Genomic DNA, 15,702 nt, shown 5'->3' with positions numbered 1-15,702 from the left:
GTTAAGCATCGATTTCCGATTAAAATAACTAACTTATCATTACTTTTGGCTGTCAAAGTTGGGTTCAATTCGTGCCCTTCCACTCAATTGAAAACTAATTAATCTTACTTTTTCAAAGAACAAAAATAACATTATTCCAATGACCAATTACTTTCAAAAACATAGAAGATGCATACATATAAAATATTCAAAAGTTATTTGTCCTAGGAATTCGTATGGTAATATTGCAGATAAAGATTGCCTGCTCTATATTTTGGGATATATGAGCGGTTGGGGAGTGGGGTACTAAAAACGATTTTATGCCCGCTCATTAATGAGCCAAACAGGAGTATAGCCATATATATAGATTGTGATTTTATTTCATCGGTTATAAGGCTGATATATTAAAGAGATAGGACCCATTCATAGACTACGCACACGGCACGATAAGTAATGTCATGCTGTAGTTGTAATTTCATGAAATCAGGCAAAATATTGTAGGAGTTGATGATCTTAACACGAAAATATTTGGGAATTATGGCTGATTCCCACGATAATCTGGAAATGATACGTAAAGCAGTGAAGTTCTTCAACGAAAAACAGGTCTCAGCTGTGCTCTATGCGGGGGATCTCGTATCACCCATCAACGTAAAAGGATTCACTGAACTGGAGGCACCTCTTCACCTTGTATTTGGAAATAATGAGGGAGACAGAATCACTATAAAAGAATGGTTTGTAAAACAGGGAGCAAACGTGTGTGGTGATTTTGGCACATTGGATATAGAGGATCTGCATATTGCCCTGCTACATGGCATAAACGAAGAAGAAATTGAGGCTCTTGCTGCATCCGGTAATTTTGATCTCATTGTCAGGGGACATACCCATCAGGCAGGCAGCCACATGATAGGCAACACACGAGTGATAAATCCTGGGGAGACTGCCGGAGTACTTACGGGAAAAGCTACTGTTGCACTTGTAGATCCTCTTACAAAGGAAACCGAGATAATTGAACTCTAAAAGAAGGGAGGAGGCGTGGTCTGACAACAACGCCCTTTAGGGTCTGCAAAACAGACATAGTATTACAAAAAACATCTATTGTAATACTTAATTTTACTTTTTTGCTATTTTTCAATAAATAACTTTTGGTCCGTTAGTTAAATCCCTGTTTACTCTGTTCATTTCGAAAAGTTCAAGTATGTTACTTGCTAACACCCCTCAGTATAAAAGAGGTGTAAAATTGTTGGGCATAGAGGACCCCTACATATGGAGTGCATATGTTCTGTGCATAATAAGTGCCATCGCCTGCATGGCATATGGAATTGCAAAATGGAATGAAGAGGAGGAAGAGGATTGCCTGTAAGTCCGGTCGTTCTTGGTGTAATCGTTCTGGTCTATCTGATGATAGTCTTCTATTGCGGATGGATTGCATACAAGCGCACAAAAGAAGTTGACGATTACATGCTGGCGGGGCGGAAAGTGCATCCGTACATACTGGCCCTATCCTATGGAGCGGCATTTGTCAGTACCTCGGCAATCGTTGGTTTTGGAGGAGTTTCCGCAACTTTAGGAATGGGAACACTGTGGCTTGTCTTCATGAACATCGTGGTGGGAATCTTTGTGGCCTTTGTCCTTTTCGGATCACGCACACGGCGTATAGGTGTGAACCTGGGAGCTGTCACATTCCCTGAACTGCTGGGCAAACGTTTCAACTCAAAATTCATACAGGGTTTTTCAGGTGCTTTGATAGGAGTGTTCATGCCCCTTTATGCAGGGATTGTACTAATCGGAGGAGCCCGGTTCATGGAAACATCCCTGGGAATCAATTATGACGTGGCAGTATTTATCCTCACTATTATTGTTGCAGCCTATGTGATCACAGGAGGTTTACTGGCAGTGATGTACACAGACGCCATGCAGGGAACCCTGATGCTTGGGGGCATGACAATACTGCTTATACTAACCTATGCTAACCTCGGTGGAATCACGGAAGCTCACCAGGCCCTCACCGACATGTCATCCATGGTGCCGGCAGGTTTAGTCGCAGGTGGACATACTGGATGGACATCAATGCCTGCATTTGGCACACCGATATGGTGGACTATGGTATCTACAATTATACTCGGCGTGGGAATCGGTGTACTGGCACAACCACAGCTGGCCGTGCGATTCATGACAGTAGATAGCAAAAAATCCCTCAACAGGGCAGTATTTGCCGGCGGGCCTTTTATCCTCATGATGGCAGGAGTTGCCTATATAGTCGGTGCCCTTTCCAATGTGTATTTCCTCGATACACAAGGCCAGCTTGCATTGGATGTAGCAGGCGGTAATATGGACCGCATTATCCCAGAGTACATAAACAGTGCCACACCGGACCTTTTCGTTGCAATATTCATGGTAACCCTGCTGGCGGCTGCTATGTCAACCCTCAGTTCCCAATATCACACAATGGGAACTGCTATTGGTCATGACTTCTACAAAGAGTTCCTCAAAGGTGGTAAATCCGGAAAGACCATATCCGTAACCAGACTGGGAATCGCTGTTACAATCATATTGAGTGTTATCCTTGCCTACATGCTGCCAATCAGCATTATTGCCCGTGGTACAGCTATTTTCTTTGGTCTGTGCGCGGCTGCCTTCCTGCCCGCCTATGCAGGAGCACTGTTCTGGCCGCGTATGACCAGGGAAGGAGCGATTGCAAGTCTTCTCGCAGGGACATTCAGCAGCCTTTTCTGGCTGGCTTTTGTCCATGCAAAGGAAGCGGCTCCCCTGGGAATATCACAGGCTATTTTTGGAATGGAAACCCTGCTCACCGGCACCTGGACCGTTGTGGACCCGATCCTTGTTGCCACACCGATTGCAGCCATTACCGCCGTAGTAGTAAGCCTTGCTACCAAACCAATGCCAGAAGAACACCTCGACAGATGTTACAGGGGATACATCAAAAGATAAGACCAAAAGGCGCAATCTTTAAATCCTTTCCCTTTTCTATTTTATACAGGTGATTTAACCTGTCAACTCTAACAATAATAGCCTGCAGAATGTTCGAAAATGAGATAGCATATCTCATAGAAGAGGATAATTCGGTAGACAATGTGATCATAGTCGAAAATGATGAATCTTATGGTATCAGGGACAAACTCAACAAAGCAGGAGTGGATGTTGAAACAAAAACCATGGTGAATTTGCTGAATAACCCATTGCCTGATAACCAATTCAATATAGTTATCCAGATACTTGAATTTGCCCTGCATGCAATCCCAAAAAATCTCAAGGACGAGGTGTACACAAATACCAAGAGATTGACACCCATCTCCGATGGTATCTTACTTTTTTACGGATTGTGTGGCAATGTACTGTCAGACATAGAGCAGGATTTTGCCGATCATCCCTGTCCGGTGGGAATACTAAGAGAAAATAACGGGGAAACAATCGATGACTGTATTGGTGCCGTGCTTGGCGGCAGACAGAAATATCTTGACACCCTCAAGAGTTTCAAAGGAGAGGGGACTTTTTTCCTGACCCCCATGTGGGCAGCTAACTGGAGGGATATGCTCGTTTCTTCAGGATTTAGCAAAGATAAAAACGACATTGAAACATCGAGATATGTCTTTAATGAAATAGGTTACAAGCATGTAGCAAAGGTTGACACAGGAATTAATTACGAAGAGGATTTCCATCAAAAGGTCGATGAGTTCGCGGATTTATTTGACTTTGATATACTGCATGTGCCGGCAAACCTGAACACATTAAAGCAGTGCTACAGCAATTTCAAAAAGGAGTTATATTGACCGAAAAGTATACGGGCCATTTCCATAAAGTTATTAAAGGTAATTCCATTCTTTAGTGGACAATTATTCAGGTGATGAATTGACACGCATACTTGCAACAGGAACCTTTGATATACTTCACCCGGGGCATCTCTACTATTTGGAACAGGCCCGGAAGTATGGCAGTGAACTATATGTCCTTGTTGCACGGGACTCAACAATTGAACATAAGCCTAAACCCATAGTTCCTGAAAAACAGCGGCTTGAAATGGTTAAAGCTTTAAAGGTTGTGGACCATGCCCTGCTGGGAAGCGAAGAAGATATGTTCAAACCCCTCGAAGAGGTACAACCGGATATTATCGTACTGGGCCACGACCAGGTATTCGATGAAAACGAACTCGAAGATAAACTTCAAAAAAGAGGATTCAAGACAAAGGTAGTTCGCCTCGGAAAGCCCCGGCAATGTCCCTTTTGCAGCAGTGGCAGAATTATAAAAAGAATCCTGGAAAGAAAGAGAACAGAATTATAAAAGGCAATTCTCAATCCTTTCAAGAGCTTCTCTTATCCTTTCCTGTGAAATGGCATATGAAAGCCTCATGAAATTGTTACCACTTGGGCCAAAAGCCGAACCGGGAGTAGCAGCAACGTGGGCATCTGAAAGTAATTTCTCAGCAATCTCTTCACCATCCCCATACTCGCTTACATCCGCAAATGCATAGAATGCACCCCTGGGACGGCTGCAATGTATACCGATATCATTCAACCCATCTACAAGGATATCGCGACGTTGCCTGAATTCGGCTACCATGTCCTCAACAGGTTGCTGGTCACCTTCCAGTGCCTCAATGGCACCATATTGAGCAAACGTTGTAGCACTGCTGACAGAATGTGACTGGATTTTCTGGAAATCATGGAGGAAAGCTTCATTGGCAGCGACATAACCTAGCCTCCAGCCTGTCATCGCATATGATTTGGAAAAGCCATTTACAGTAATAGTGCGGTCCTGCATCCCTTCCATAGCACCGATACTGTAGTGTTTTTCATCATAAAGTATCTTCTCATAAATCTCATCGGAGAGAACCAGCAGATTATGATCAATGGCAAGGTCTGCTATTTCCTTTAATTTGTCCTTGCCAAATACACCACCTGAGGGATTGCAAGGGGAATTGACAACTATCAGGCGAGTTTTATCTGTAATGTGATCTCCAATATCATAAGGAAGAAAGCCATTTTCCGGATCTGTAGACACCCATTTAGGATTTGCTCCTGCAAATTTGATACATGGTTCATAGGAAACCCAGGCAGGGTCGAACAGGACAGCCTCATCGCCATCATCAAGTACAGACATCATAACTTCGAAGATTGCCTGTTTGGCTCCCGGTGTAACCATCACATTGGATGCATCCAAATTCAGATTGTTCTCTGTTTGTAATTTTTTGGCTATAGCTTCGCGCAGCGGTTTGATACCCGCAGAGGGAGAATAATGAGTTTCTCCGCTATAAAGCGCCTTGCATGCAGCATCACTGATGTGGCCGGGAGTATCAAAATCAGGTTCACCCAGACTGAAACTAATTACATCAATGCCGTCATGCTTGAGCTTATTTGCTATATTGGCTATACGGATTGTCGGGGATTCAGCCACTCGGGCCAATCTTGAAGATGCCATTAATAGCCCCTATGAATAGATTTAGAGACGCCTGATAAGTTTTACCGCAGCCTCTACAGCCCTCTTGGCATAATCGACCCTCTGGTGAGCCTCCATGCGACTCATACCGGGACCTGCAATGCCCAGAGTGACAGGCTTGTTGTATTCCAGAGAAAGGTCGGTAATCTTTCTTGAGGCATGCTGGACCACTATCTCATCGTGACCTGTGGCACCTTCTATCACCGAACCAATGGTTACAACTGCATCGATATCATCCTTTTCACAAAGTTTCTTGATTGCAAGCGGCATATCGTAAACACCGGGCACAAGAACGGTATCTGTCACTTCCGCGCCCAGGAATTTCGCATGTTCTATACCAAGCAATTCCATCTGGTAGGTCAGATCCCTGTTAAACTCCGCTACCACAAATCCCAGTCTGATTGTCATTATATTGTTCTCCAATGCAGATTTTGCTTCCTAATCATACTTATAAATTATAAAATCAAACCCTCATCCACGCAGGCTTCCTACATCCTCAAAACCCTGCCTCTGGCCCGTACCTGCCTGTTTTACAAGTTTCTCAGGCTTAAAGAGAAGGTCCACGACATTACGGGAATGCTCACGAGCACGGTTCTCCATAAGAAAAGCAAGCTCCTTCTCATCCTTGCCTTCATCTTCGTGAACAAAGACTTCTATTATATGTGTATTTGTCATAAGCTGGGCCTGGATGATACCCGTGGAAGCCTCATGTGCACACATTTTATCTTTTTCCGCAGCACCGGGCATTCCCAGAGCCATGACTATTTCACAGCCCTGCTCCTCGATAAGCTTTTTGGAAGCCACCGGCAGGTCCTTTATACCCGGAACTGTGATCCGAATTATACGGGCTGAAACATACTGCTTGATCTCATCCACAGCAGCACTGCCCATATCAAAACGTGCAAACGTCGTGTCTACAATACCTATGATTTTCATAATATCTCATTTACACAATACTTCAATTGCAGCTTCTGTTGCAGGACCCAGGTCTGAAACCACTCCCCTCTTCTTGAATACTACCTCAATCTGCTGGAGAGTACTGAGAATATCCCTGTAACTTACATTGCCCATATTTCCAATACGGAAAATCTTGCCCTTAAGATGGGCCTGTCCGCCTGCAATTGTAATTCCGGATTTCATCATTTCTTTTTTAAGGGTTTCGCTGTCCATACCCGCCGGGGCCTTCATTGCCGAGACAGTGTTGGAATATGCACTGTATTCATTGAGCTGCGGGAACATCTCGATACCCATTGCATCCATCGCCGCACGCACAGCAGCTGCACCCTTATGGTGCCTTTCTATCCTGGCATCCATTCCCTCTTCTTCAATTATATGAAGGGATTCCTGCAGGGCGTAGAAAAGAGGAATGGCAGGTGTGTAAGGAGTTTGTGTTTTTTCCTTGTCAGCACTCTTTTTACAGGCTTTGAGATCAAGATAATAAGGAAGGCTTTCTTTTTCCATTGCGTCAAATGCAGCTTCACTTACAGAAAGCATGGAAAGACCTGGTGGTGCACCAATACATTTCTGGGAACCAACCACTGCTACATCAACTCCCCAATCATCTACAAATACATTATCTCCACCCAGGGAGGTTACGCCATCCATTACAAACAGGGACCCATATTTCTTTGCCAGCTTGCCGACCTGTTCTGCAGGATTCAGTATACCTGTGGAGGTTTCGTTGTGAACCATGGTAACGGCCTTTGCTCCTTCCTGAAGTTGTGCTTCAAGCATATCCAGGTCCACGGAAGAACCCCATTCAAATTCCAGAGGAACGACAGAACCGTATCTGGATGCAATATCCTTGAAACGCTCCCCGAATTTACCATTCTCAATGGAGATTATCCTGTCATCTTTGTCTGCGATACAACCTACAGCAGCTTCCATAGAAGCGGTACCTGAACTACTTAACACAAAAATATCATTTTCTGTCTCGAATACGTCAGCAAGAATACGACGACAGTCATCATATATTCCAGAAAATTGTGCTCCACGATGATTGATCATCGGTTTGGACATTGCCCTGAGAACCCTGGGGGGTACTGGTACCGGGCCCGGCATCATTAATAAATTATCTTCAAGGTCCATAGACTTTCCTCTAATAGTTTTTTAACTAATCCACACCTAATGTAGCGCTAATATTTAACTGTAGTTAAACAGTCAGAATTAACAAAATTATCCATGTAGCAACTTAATTATGTCGTGCTTGGTGATAAATCCGATAGCAACTCCCTTTTCAAGCACCAGAACTGCAGGATAGCGCTCCAGCAGTGTAGATACAATACCAATATCAGCCTCAGGAGAAACTGCCGGAAAAGATTCACCCATCATATCCCCTACTTTCATTTTGGATATCACGGCGGTTTTTTTCTCAGCCATTGACTTGACAAACGTGTCCTCTGAAATACTGCCTACAGGCACACCATTATCAATCACAGGAACCTGAGAATAACCATGCTCCTGCATGATACTGACTGCATGGTCCACCGACTCATCGGAAGATACAAAAACCACAAGGGTATGCATGATGTTCCTGACACATATCTTTTCTTTTTCAGATTGGTCAAAAGCATCAAATATTTTTCTCAAGGTCGATAGCCTCGGATCAACATCACCCGCCTCTATTCTTGCTATAAGGGGCTGGCTGACACCGGCTCTTTTTGCCAGGCCGCTCTGTGTAAGTCCTAGCTCTATTCTTTGCTGCTTAATGGATTGGGCAGTTGGCAGTATCATTTAGTACTATTGATGTGAATTTTATTATTTAAGCAATTGCTTATTTATTGCATATAGAAAAAGAAAAGACCTCCCACGTATGCAATATAAGTGGCTAAGATAACAGCCCCCTCCCAGCGCGCAAGCTTGCGACCTGTCAATCCAAAAAATACAATCATTCCCATAATTAACAACATTGCAGGAAAATCATAGTACAGGGATTGATTCTGTATCGGAAGTTCACTGATAAGGGAAGAAGCACCCAATATAAGTGCTATGTCCATCGTATTTGCCCCAAGTATGTTACCGACGGCCAGGTCATTATGTCCCTTACGAGTAGCTGAAATAGCAGTTATCAGTTCAGGAAGGGATGTCCCAAATGCTACAAGGGTCAATCCGATTATCATTTCGGGAACACCAAGCCACATAGCAATGTCAGTACCGGAATCAATCAGGATACGACTGCCACCCACCACAAGAGCAGCACCAAGAACAAAAAAAACCACATCTTTTGAAATCGAATTGGATATTTCGCCAAGTTCTTCATTAACTTCTTCATTTGTCCCAAAGAGCAGCGATTGAAGTCTGTAATTGTAATAGAGAAAAACAACAAAAACTACCAGTAAAAGTATACCATCAACAGGTGTGAGCATGCCGTCAATGGATACTACAATCAGCAGCAAAGCCGATACAATCATAAATGCACCCCTTTTTAAAAAAGAGGAATCCTCTACAGGAATCGAGCGTAAGACTATTACCCCTCCGAGGATCAGGCCAGCATTGCATATAGCAGAGCCTACAGCGTTACCAACTGTCAGACCTGTATGGCCCAGATAGGCAGCATATGCAGAAACAGCAAATTCCGGTGCAGTCGTTGCGAAACTAACAATAGTCGCTCCTATAATCATTTTAGGAATGCCACTTTTTTGGGATATTGAGACTGCAGACTCGGTAAACCAGTCAGCACCTTTTGTAATAAAGATCAGACCTACTATAAAAAGAGGTAAAGTATATTGCTGCATTTTTGGGATCAGCGCAATATGGTTAATAGAGAATATAAAACTTAACCGATTAAAATTTTTCAGTCACCCGCAGTAATAACAAGTACAGGCCCTATATCGGCAGCAATCAACCATCGTGTGAGACTTCCAAAAGGATCGCTACGCAATGATTCTGTCCCCATTACAGTAAGATCAACCTTGTTTTCCTTTGCAATATTGATAATTTCACGACCCGGATTCCTGCCTCTAACAACCCGGATATGGAACTCTATGCCATGTATTTCAGATTGCTTTGCCGCATATTCCAGATTGGCTTCTATATTCTTAGTAATCAGATCGACAAGTTTTTCTTGAAACTCATCCGGGAATGATTTTAAGTTGTCTGGCTCTTCCACATATATTACAATAATGCGTCCATTTTCCATAGAAGCAATATGCAATGCATTGTCTATCACTTTTTGGGAAAGTTTCGTTTCATCAATTGGCACCAGAATGTTACGATACGTTATGTCTTTCATTTTACCATCATCCATCTCATGTAAGTCCAAAAGCAGTTACAACAATTACGACAAGTATCCCAAGCCCGACCATTCGGACAGAATGTAGTATCAGGTTCTGCCGGGCTATTTTGCCGGAAAACATTCCAAGAGCAGCCAAGACAATTATACTTAATCCAACTGAGACCTCCAGTGCATAATTTTCCAGAAATACAAACGGCAATATCGGCACAAGAGAACCAATGAGACTGGAACCGCCATGTGCTAGAGTATCATACAATATTTTGTTGCGGGTTTCTTTTTCAAGACTTGTAGATTCGAGATTGCGTAAGAGAGGTTTTTCAAGATCAGCAAGATGGCCATACTCTACCGCACTTTCTGCAAGGTAAGAACCAAGCCCATTGGTCATTGCAAGAGCAAGCGCACCTCCCAGAGCAGCATTTATTATGAGGTCAGGGTTAGAAGAAACATTCGAAGCACCAATGACAACACCAAGTACTGCCAGTACTCCATCAATACTGCCAAGGATAATATATCTACTCTGATCGAATTTTGGTTTCATTTAAGACACTCAACATTTTATGAGCACGTATCAGGACATAGGTATATGATTACAAAAAATATAACAATTTTGCATACAGGGTTCGATTTGTTCTTTCATCCTGACAAAACACAGGAATCAGAAAAATCCAAAGCCTCAGAAGAGGATTGATTCTCAGACAAAGCCGCTTCTATCATATTACGCAGATGTGAGTCATCAAAGGGTTTCATTATAGTTCCCACTGGTTTTAGTTCATGGACACGCTGCAAAATGGCTTTGTCAGAGATACCGGTAAGGAAAATAAAATGAGGAGCCAATTTCTGTTTGATTACTTTGGCAGCTTCAATTCCGTCTATATTGCCTTTGAGAACAATATCCATCAAAATCAAATCAGGTTTCAAATGTGATGCCATATTTATAGCAGTTTGCCCATCTGCCACAATTCCACAAACAGTATAGCCCATCTCTTCCAGTTTGAGTTTTATGCCCATTGCAACGATCATTTCATCCTCAACTACCAATATGCCCCCGGATTTCATGATTATTCCTCGGTTTGCTAATTTATAAAAAAATATATGAAGTAAATTTTTAGATAGCCATTTGTTTTTTGTTGCAATAAAATAAAAAAAGTACCGGCAAGACCGGTATCTTAATCCCAAATATAGATTATCAAGCTTTCCAGCTGCATTTTTTGCCTGGTTTTTGTTTTGAGGACATAACTTCCACTTCCATGGAAGATTCCCAGAGGCCATGGACATTACAACTTTCAATTGCTTTAAAATCCGTAATCACAGAAGTCAGACCACAATCTCCACAAACATTTACACCCCTTATGTGACAGACCTCAAATTCTTTTTCACCAATTAGCTCCTCATGAGGAGTTACGTTAAATGTAGCTTCTGCTTTTTCTGCAGATGGCCCCAGCTCCACCCTGCCTATCTTCTGATCTGCAAGATAGAGGTCTATCCATTCGATGTAGTGGTTCTCTTCCATTACATGTGGTTCAATTCCTACAGAAACCGTTACTTCATAGGTACCACCTGCTGTCATCATTGACGGTCCTTCGATTACCGGTATATGTTTCTTTTCAGTTTCCGTTGGATTATCCTTATCTTTTAAACGGTTAATATTATCAGTCATCGTATCACCTACCCATTAATTAAAAAATAAGTTGCCAGCACTGCTGACAACTTCAGAACCTGTAATTCTTAACCGAGTGGAAAAGTACCACGGCAAAGAACACCAGAATTACAGCGACCAGGCTGAAATAAGACACCGGATCCCAGATAAATTTCATGCCTCCTGACTCCCCCCAGCCTACAAGGACGGTACCTTGCAGGACAACAGGCAGTACAACACAGATACCTGCCACTATAAAAATAAACAAGATGTCAAATATCTGCATGAATACGCTTCTTTCCTTTCCCCTGCTAGTAACTGCCATATTTAATCCTCCTCAGTCATAATACCTGAATGTATACATATGCTCCTTTATAGAACTATACACCCTTAGACATGCAGCGGTTCCTATACCCAGTACCAGCAGTAAGAACAGCGCATAAACCGGGAATATACTTGAAAGTTCAGGCGTGCTGTCCCATACAGTGGTAATTATAGTATAGAAGATGAATGACTCTGAGAAGAACAAAATACCCATCAAAACCACCACAACAAGAGCGTCCTGCCGCAGTTTGCTCATGTATCTTACAGAATCAACATTTTCCTTTTTTTGTTTATCTTCCAAGATCATTACCTCCTTATGTCCTCACAGGCTCGGGCCAACCCATCTCTTCGCCCCAGTCATGGCTAACTTCTAAACTCCGATATCTCCGGTTGAAATAGAAATATGCAATCGCATAGAACAGCAGGGCAAATATCAGATTATACCTGTATCCCCACTGCAGGGTTGACATGATCACAAGTGCCAGGAATATTGTGAAGTATGCAAGCCAGGGTTGCAACGGGCCAACGAATGGACGCACCTTGTTGTTGTGTTGTGGGAACATCTTTCTGAAACGAATCAGGGAGAATGGAATCATCACATAGCACACTAGTCCGGATACTATCGAGAATGTGATAACCTGATCCAGGAAACCACTGAATGCAAATGCGATCGCAATTGGCATAGTGAAAATAACAGCCCTGTAAGGCGTGTTATATTTTGGATGTACAGCAGAGAACCATGGAGTCAGGAATTGGTCCCTTGATAGGGCATACCATGATCTGGATGAGTCACAGATAGTACCGTTGGCACTTGCAAGACATGTAAAGAGAGTACCTATTGCAAGAAGTACTACGAGCAATTGTACACCGCTGTTAGTGGCTGCCTCATAAAGTGGATAGACAGATACACCAAGCTGGTCTGTGGGTATAAGGCCAGAACATACATACAGTGTCATACCGGCTGCAAGCAAAAGAGTGATCATCCCTGCCTGTTGACCCAGAGGCACTGCCCTGGAAGGATGTTTACATTCTTCAGCACTCATAGCCGCTCCTTCTATACCCAGATAGAACCAGGGACCAAATTGCAATGCAGCGAAAATTCCTATCAAGCCATTTGGAATAGCACCGGATATTAAGTTACCCGGATTCCAGACTCCTCCAACACCTGTAATACTCATGGCAAAGAACACAAGAATTGCAATGAATGCAGTAAAACTCAATGCGAAATTAAGGTTGAGCGCTGCCACAACCCCCCTGTAATTCATAAATGTCAAGAATGTGATCACTAAAAGCGTGATCGGGAATACTTGTATCTCCGGCAATATTGATTCTGCAATTGATGCCACAACAATGGAATCTGCGGCTTCCAGAGCGATGTATTCCATATAAACAGCAAGTCCCACCAGTGCCGCTGCACCGGGACCTACAAATAATCTTGCCCAGTCATAAGGTCCTCCCGCAAGTTTGGTAGACGCACCTAGCTCACTTGCACAAAGAGAAACCATCAGATACATTGTACCGGCAACAAGTAATGCCAAAAGGGAACCCAATATACCACCTTTGGCAACCGTAAAGTTCCATCCCATATATTCACCCACCAGCACAATCCCGACACCAAGTGCCCATACATGGTATGGTCTTAGTGTCTTCACAAGACTGGTAGATTCTTCCAAGGGATCATTAGTAATTTCATCGGTCATTCAATATTCCCCCATTATTTTTTCGCTACCTTCATTGCATCAAGCAACATCCAGCCGATCATGGCGAAACATACCAGGTAAATGACGCCGTTAATTATAGTCCAAGTACCCATTTGGATGCCTCCTATTTGTTGTTATAAACAATACATAAAAAAGAGCCATAAAAATGGCTCTTTCACATTCAGAACACCAGACCCAGGTCTTCGAGTTTTTTCTTTGCCCCGTCATAGACCTTGACGTATTCCTCGGTCGGTGTAACGGTTGCAACATCATAGCATTCCTGGAACGTCTTGCCTGCAGGTGCGTTGGCATAATCGCCTTCATAGCTTGCTACAAGTTTATCCAGAATCTGGTTGACAGTATCGATATCCATACCCGCGGTTGCACGTGCGACTTCTCCCATCATACGTGCTTCCATACCGGTAGTCTTGTCAGTGATAACACCCTTTGCAGATGCAACACCGGACAGGATCTCACGACCGGATGCAGTATCGGTCATGGACTGGGCAGCAGCCTCAAGCAGGCACATCTCGGTACATGGACCTGCACATGGATAGTACTGGTTACCGGACAGCAGATCTGTGAACTCGGAAATGGTGGCACATGTCCAACCTGCGATCATAAGGGTCTCACGGGTATTGGTGGAGCCCCAGCGAATGTGCACAGGACCATCAAGGTGCCAGCTGGCACTGCTCATTACCATGGAATTAATATGCGTGGCAACGTTGACAATGGCTGTTTCCTCGATACCACCGGCGTAGCCTCCGAAAATTGGCATCTGTTCATCCATGATGATGTCACTGTTACCCTTGTAGTGGGCAATGACAGCGATTGCGTCAAGATCGATCTTAAGTTCGTTCAGCTGGGAGACTTCGTGGCTGTCGTTGGAGTTCATACCACCGGCACAGTCTGCACCGATGTTACCCTGGGCAGACAGAGAAGTCTCAGGGCCCTAAACTGCCATACCGGGACGACCTGCCATGGAAGCGGCGGTCCTGATCTGCCGGGTTTCGGATTTGGATGCAAGAACTTCGTAAGGACTGCCGGGTACAGGAGATTTACCACGGGCAGAGGTCATTACACCGTTGACGATGGTGTCACATTCTTTCTCAAGAGCGTAACTCATGTGCACAGGCATGAAGACATCTTCAGATATTGGGGAACCGGTTGGACCACCCTGCACGATTGGTTTTCTCTTGTCACCTACACTACGCTTGCGGCAGTAGACTGCGTCACGACCGCTACCAAGCTGGAATTCCCTGTGCGGATTGTTGATTGCATCCCAGATCTCGTCTTCTGTGTATTTGACGATACGGTGGGTGTCGGTACACCAGATACCACAGTCCAGAAGCATCTCGAAACCGGCTTTGAACAGCCTTTCCATCTGGTCCTTGTCGGTTGGAACAAATTCCTTACCAAAGTCAAGATTGTATTTCTGCTTCAGTTCCATTGACTTCATCGGGATGGTCATTAAGTCCCAGTCATCCTGGGTGCATTTCTCACCGGTCTGGGCACGGTCATAAAAATCATAGCAAGTTACGGATTTGGTAAATGTCATAAATTAATCCTCCCTGTTTTATTTTTTCATTAAGTCAAGAGCCACGTTTGCGGCTTCTGCTGCGTTTTCTGCTGTTGCGTCAGCACCGATTTCCTTAATCCAGGAATCTGTGACCGGAGCTCCACCGAACATTACTTTTACAGAGTCACGCAGACCTTCTTCTTCGAGCAGACGCATGACGTCTTTCTGGCCGAGCATGGAAGTGGTCATAAGGGCAGAGCCGGAAAGCAGAAGTTTCTCGCCTTTGTGGGCTGCTACTTCTTCGATGACCTTGTCGTTGGGTACGTCAACACCCATGTCGACAACGGTGAAACCGTTTGCACCGAGCATGGTTCCAACAAGCCTGTGACCTATATCGTGGATGTCGCCTTCCTGGACGAACTTGATGCAGGTTCCAACGGATTCTGAGGTCTCATCCTCTGCAAGGAGTGGATCAAGAATTTCCATGGCGGCTTTCATGGCCTTGGCAGACATCATTATCTGGGGAAGGTAGACTTCGGCGGCTTCGAATTTGTCACCGATGATCTTCATACCCACAGACAGACCATCATTGATGATCTCGAAAGGAGTTAAACCTGCATCCAGGGCTTCCTGGACGAGGGGACCAGTACCATTGATGTCCTGGTTGACAATCGCATCTCTGAGTTTATCATACATTTCCTGTTTTCCCATTAAATCACCTATATCTAACTGTACAGCAGCTGTCATATCATAGGCTGCTGTTACAATGAACTTAAAAAGCAATTTTATATAACCTAGCCGACCACGTTTTTTCAATCCGCATAAAAATGGTAGATACCTCAAAAATTCAAAAAGCAAT

Annotated in this window: 19 protein-coding genes and 1 pseudogene; 5 read left to right on the top strand and 15 right to left on the bottom strand. The window is 43.9% G+C overall.

Going from position 1 to position 15,702, the window contains the following annotated elements:
- Positions 1–516: 516 nt before the first annotated feature.
- The 5 genes from CP947_RS00265 (at position 517) to CP947_RS00250 (ending at position 4,275) form a co-directional block, all read left to right on the top strand.
- Positions 517–996: a metallophosphoesterase gene (locus tag CP947_RS00265; RefSeq protein WP_243641474.1), complete on the top strand. Its 480-nt coding sequence runs from the start codon at positions 517–519 to the stop codon at positions 994–996.
- A gap of 220 nt (positions 997–1,216) precedes the next feature.
- Positions 1,217–1,339 (top strand): symporter small accessory protein, encoded by a 123-nt coding sequence (locus CP947_RS10870; RefSeq protein ID WP_013037568.1) that lies wholly within the window; start codon positions 1,217–1,219, stop codon positions 1,337–1,339.
- Positions 1,330–2,928: a sodium:solute symporter family protein gene (locus CP947_RS00260; RefSeq protein ID WP_096711283.1), complete on the top strand. Its 1,599-nt coding sequence runs from the start codon at positions 1,330–1,332 to the stop codon at positions 2,926–2,928. The genes CP947_RS10870 and CP947_RS00260 overlap by 10 nt, the downstream gene beginning before the upstream one ends.
- 89 nt (positions 2,929–3,017) lie before the next feature.
- A complete protein-coding gene (locus CP947_RS00255) occupies positions 3,018–3,767 on the top strand; it encodes a DUF1638 domain-containing protein (protein WP_096711282.1) in 750 nt (249 codons plus the stop codon).
- 55 nt (positions 3,768–3,822) lie between these two features.
- A complete protein-coding gene (locus CP947_RS00250) occupies positions 3,823–4,275 on the top strand; it encodes an adenylyltransferase/cytidyltransferase family protein (RefSeq protein WP_165868943.1) in 453 nt (150 codons plus the stop codon).
- Here CP947_RS00250 and CP947_RS00245 read toward each other — a convergent pair.
- The 15 genes and pseudogenes from CP947_RS00245 to CP947_RS00175 form a co-directional block, all read right to left on the bottom strand.
- Positions 4,270–5,412 (bottom strand): pyridoxal phosphate-dependent aminotransferase, encoded by a 1,143-nt coding sequence (locus CP947_RS00245; RefSeq protein WP_096711281.1) that lies wholly within the window; start codon positions 5,410–5,412, stop codon positions 4,270–4,272. The two genes, CP947_RS00250 and CP947_RS00245, sit on opposite strands and share 6 nt — an antisense overlap.
- A 21-nt stretch (positions 5,413–5,433) precedes the next feature.
- Positions 5,434–5,838: a 6,7-dimethyl-8-ribityllumazine synthase gene (gene ribH, locus CP947_RS00240; RefSeq protein WP_096711280.1), complete on the bottom strand. Its 405-nt coding sequence runs from the start codon at positions 5,836–5,838 to the stop codon at positions 5,434–5,436.
- A 63-nt stretch (positions 5,839–5,901) separates the two neighbouring features.
- A complete protein-coding gene (gene ribC, locus CP947_RS00235) occupies positions 5,902–6,366 on the bottom strand; it encodes a riboflavin synthase (RefSeq protein WP_096711279.1) in 465 nt (154 codons plus the stop codon).
- A gap of 6 nt (positions 6,367–6,372) precedes the next feature.
- Positions 6,373–7,518: a pyridoxal-phosphate-dependent aminotransferase family protein gene (locus CP947_RS00230; protein WP_096711278.1), complete on the bottom strand. Its 1,146-nt coding sequence runs from the start codon at positions 7,516–7,518 to the stop codon at positions 6,373–6,375.
- An 87-nt stretch (positions 7,519–7,605) separates the two neighbouring features.
- Complete coding sequence (locus tag CP947_RS00225) at positions 7,606–8,163, bottom strand: CBS domain-containing protein (protein ID WP_096711277.1); 558 nt, start codon at positions 8,161–8,163, stop codon at positions 7,606–7,608.
- Positions 8,164–8,207: 44 nt separating this feature from the next.
- Positions 8,208–9,164: a calcium/sodium antiporter gene (locus CP947_RS00220; RefSeq protein WP_096711276.1), complete on the bottom strand. Its 957-nt coding sequence runs from the start codon at positions 9,162–9,164 to the stop codon at positions 8,208–8,210.
- A gap of 59 nt (positions 9,165–9,223) precedes the next feature.
- A complete protein-coding gene (locus tag CP947_RS00215; protein WP_164909066.1) occupies positions 9,224–9,661 on the bottom strand; it encodes a universal stress protein in 438 nt (145 codons plus the stop codon).
- 16 nt (positions 9,662–9,677) lie between these two features.
- A complete protein-coding gene (locus tag CP947_RS00210; protein WP_096711274.1) occupies positions 9,678–10,202 on the bottom strand; it encodes a VIT1/CCC1 transporter family protein in 525 nt (174 codons plus the stop codon).
- Positions 10,203–10,297: 95 nt separating this feature from the next.
- Entirely contained in the window at positions 10,298–10,720 is a 423-nt protein-coding gene (locus CP947_RS10410) for a response regulator (RefSeq protein WP_164909067.1), read from the bottom strand.
- Between the two features lie 130 nt (positions 10,721–10,850).
- Positions 10,851–11,321, bottom strand: a complete 471-nt coding sequence (locus CP947_RS00200; RefSeq protein WP_096711272.1) for a class II SORL domain-containing protein — start codon at positions 11,319–11,321, stop codon at positions 10,851–10,853.
- 52 nt (positions 11,322–11,373) lie between these two features.
- The gene (locus tag CP947_RS00195) at positions 11,374–11,625 is read right to left on the bottom strand and encodes a hypothetical protein (protein ID WP_096711271.1); all 252 of its coding nucleotides are present in this window, start codon (positions 11,623–11,625) and stop codon (positions 11,374–11,376) included.
- A 12-nt stretch (positions 11,626–11,637) separates the two neighbouring features.
- Complete coding sequence (locus tag CP947_RS00190; protein ID WP_243641473.1) at positions 11,638–11,931, bottom strand: monomethylamine transporter; 294 nt, start codon at positions 11,929–11,931, stop codon at positions 11,638–11,640.
- Positions 11,932–11,938: 7 nt separating this feature from the next.
- Positions 11,939–13,324 (bottom strand): APC family permease, encoded by a 1,386-nt coding sequence (locus tag CP947_RS00185; RefSeq protein ID WP_096711270.1) that lies wholly within the window; start codon positions 13,322–13,324, stop codon positions 11,939–11,941.
- A 181-nt stretch (positions 13,325–13,505) separates the two neighbouring features.
- Positions 13,506–14,882, bottom strand: a pseudogene (locus tag CP947_RS00180) (monomethylamine:corrinoid methyltransferase).
- Between the two features lie 18 nt (positions 14,883–14,900).
- Positions 14,901–15,554: a methyltransferase cognate corrinoid protein gene (locus CP947_RS00175; protein WP_096711257.1), complete on the bottom strand. Its 654-nt coding sequence runs from the start codon at positions 15,552–15,554 to the stop codon at positions 14,901–14,903.
- Positions 15,555–15,702: the final 148 nt, after the last annotated feature.

The sequence above is a fragment of the Methanohalophilus euhalobius genome (assembly GCF_900215215.1).
In the GTDB taxonomy this organism is placed as follows: domain Archaea; phylum Halobacteriota; class Methanosarcinia; order Methanosarcinales; family Methanosarcinaceae; genus Methanohalophilus; species Methanohalophilus euhalobius.
The sequence above is the reverse complement of the archived record's forward strand: the minus strand, read 5'-3'. Positions and strand labels throughout refer to the sequence as shown.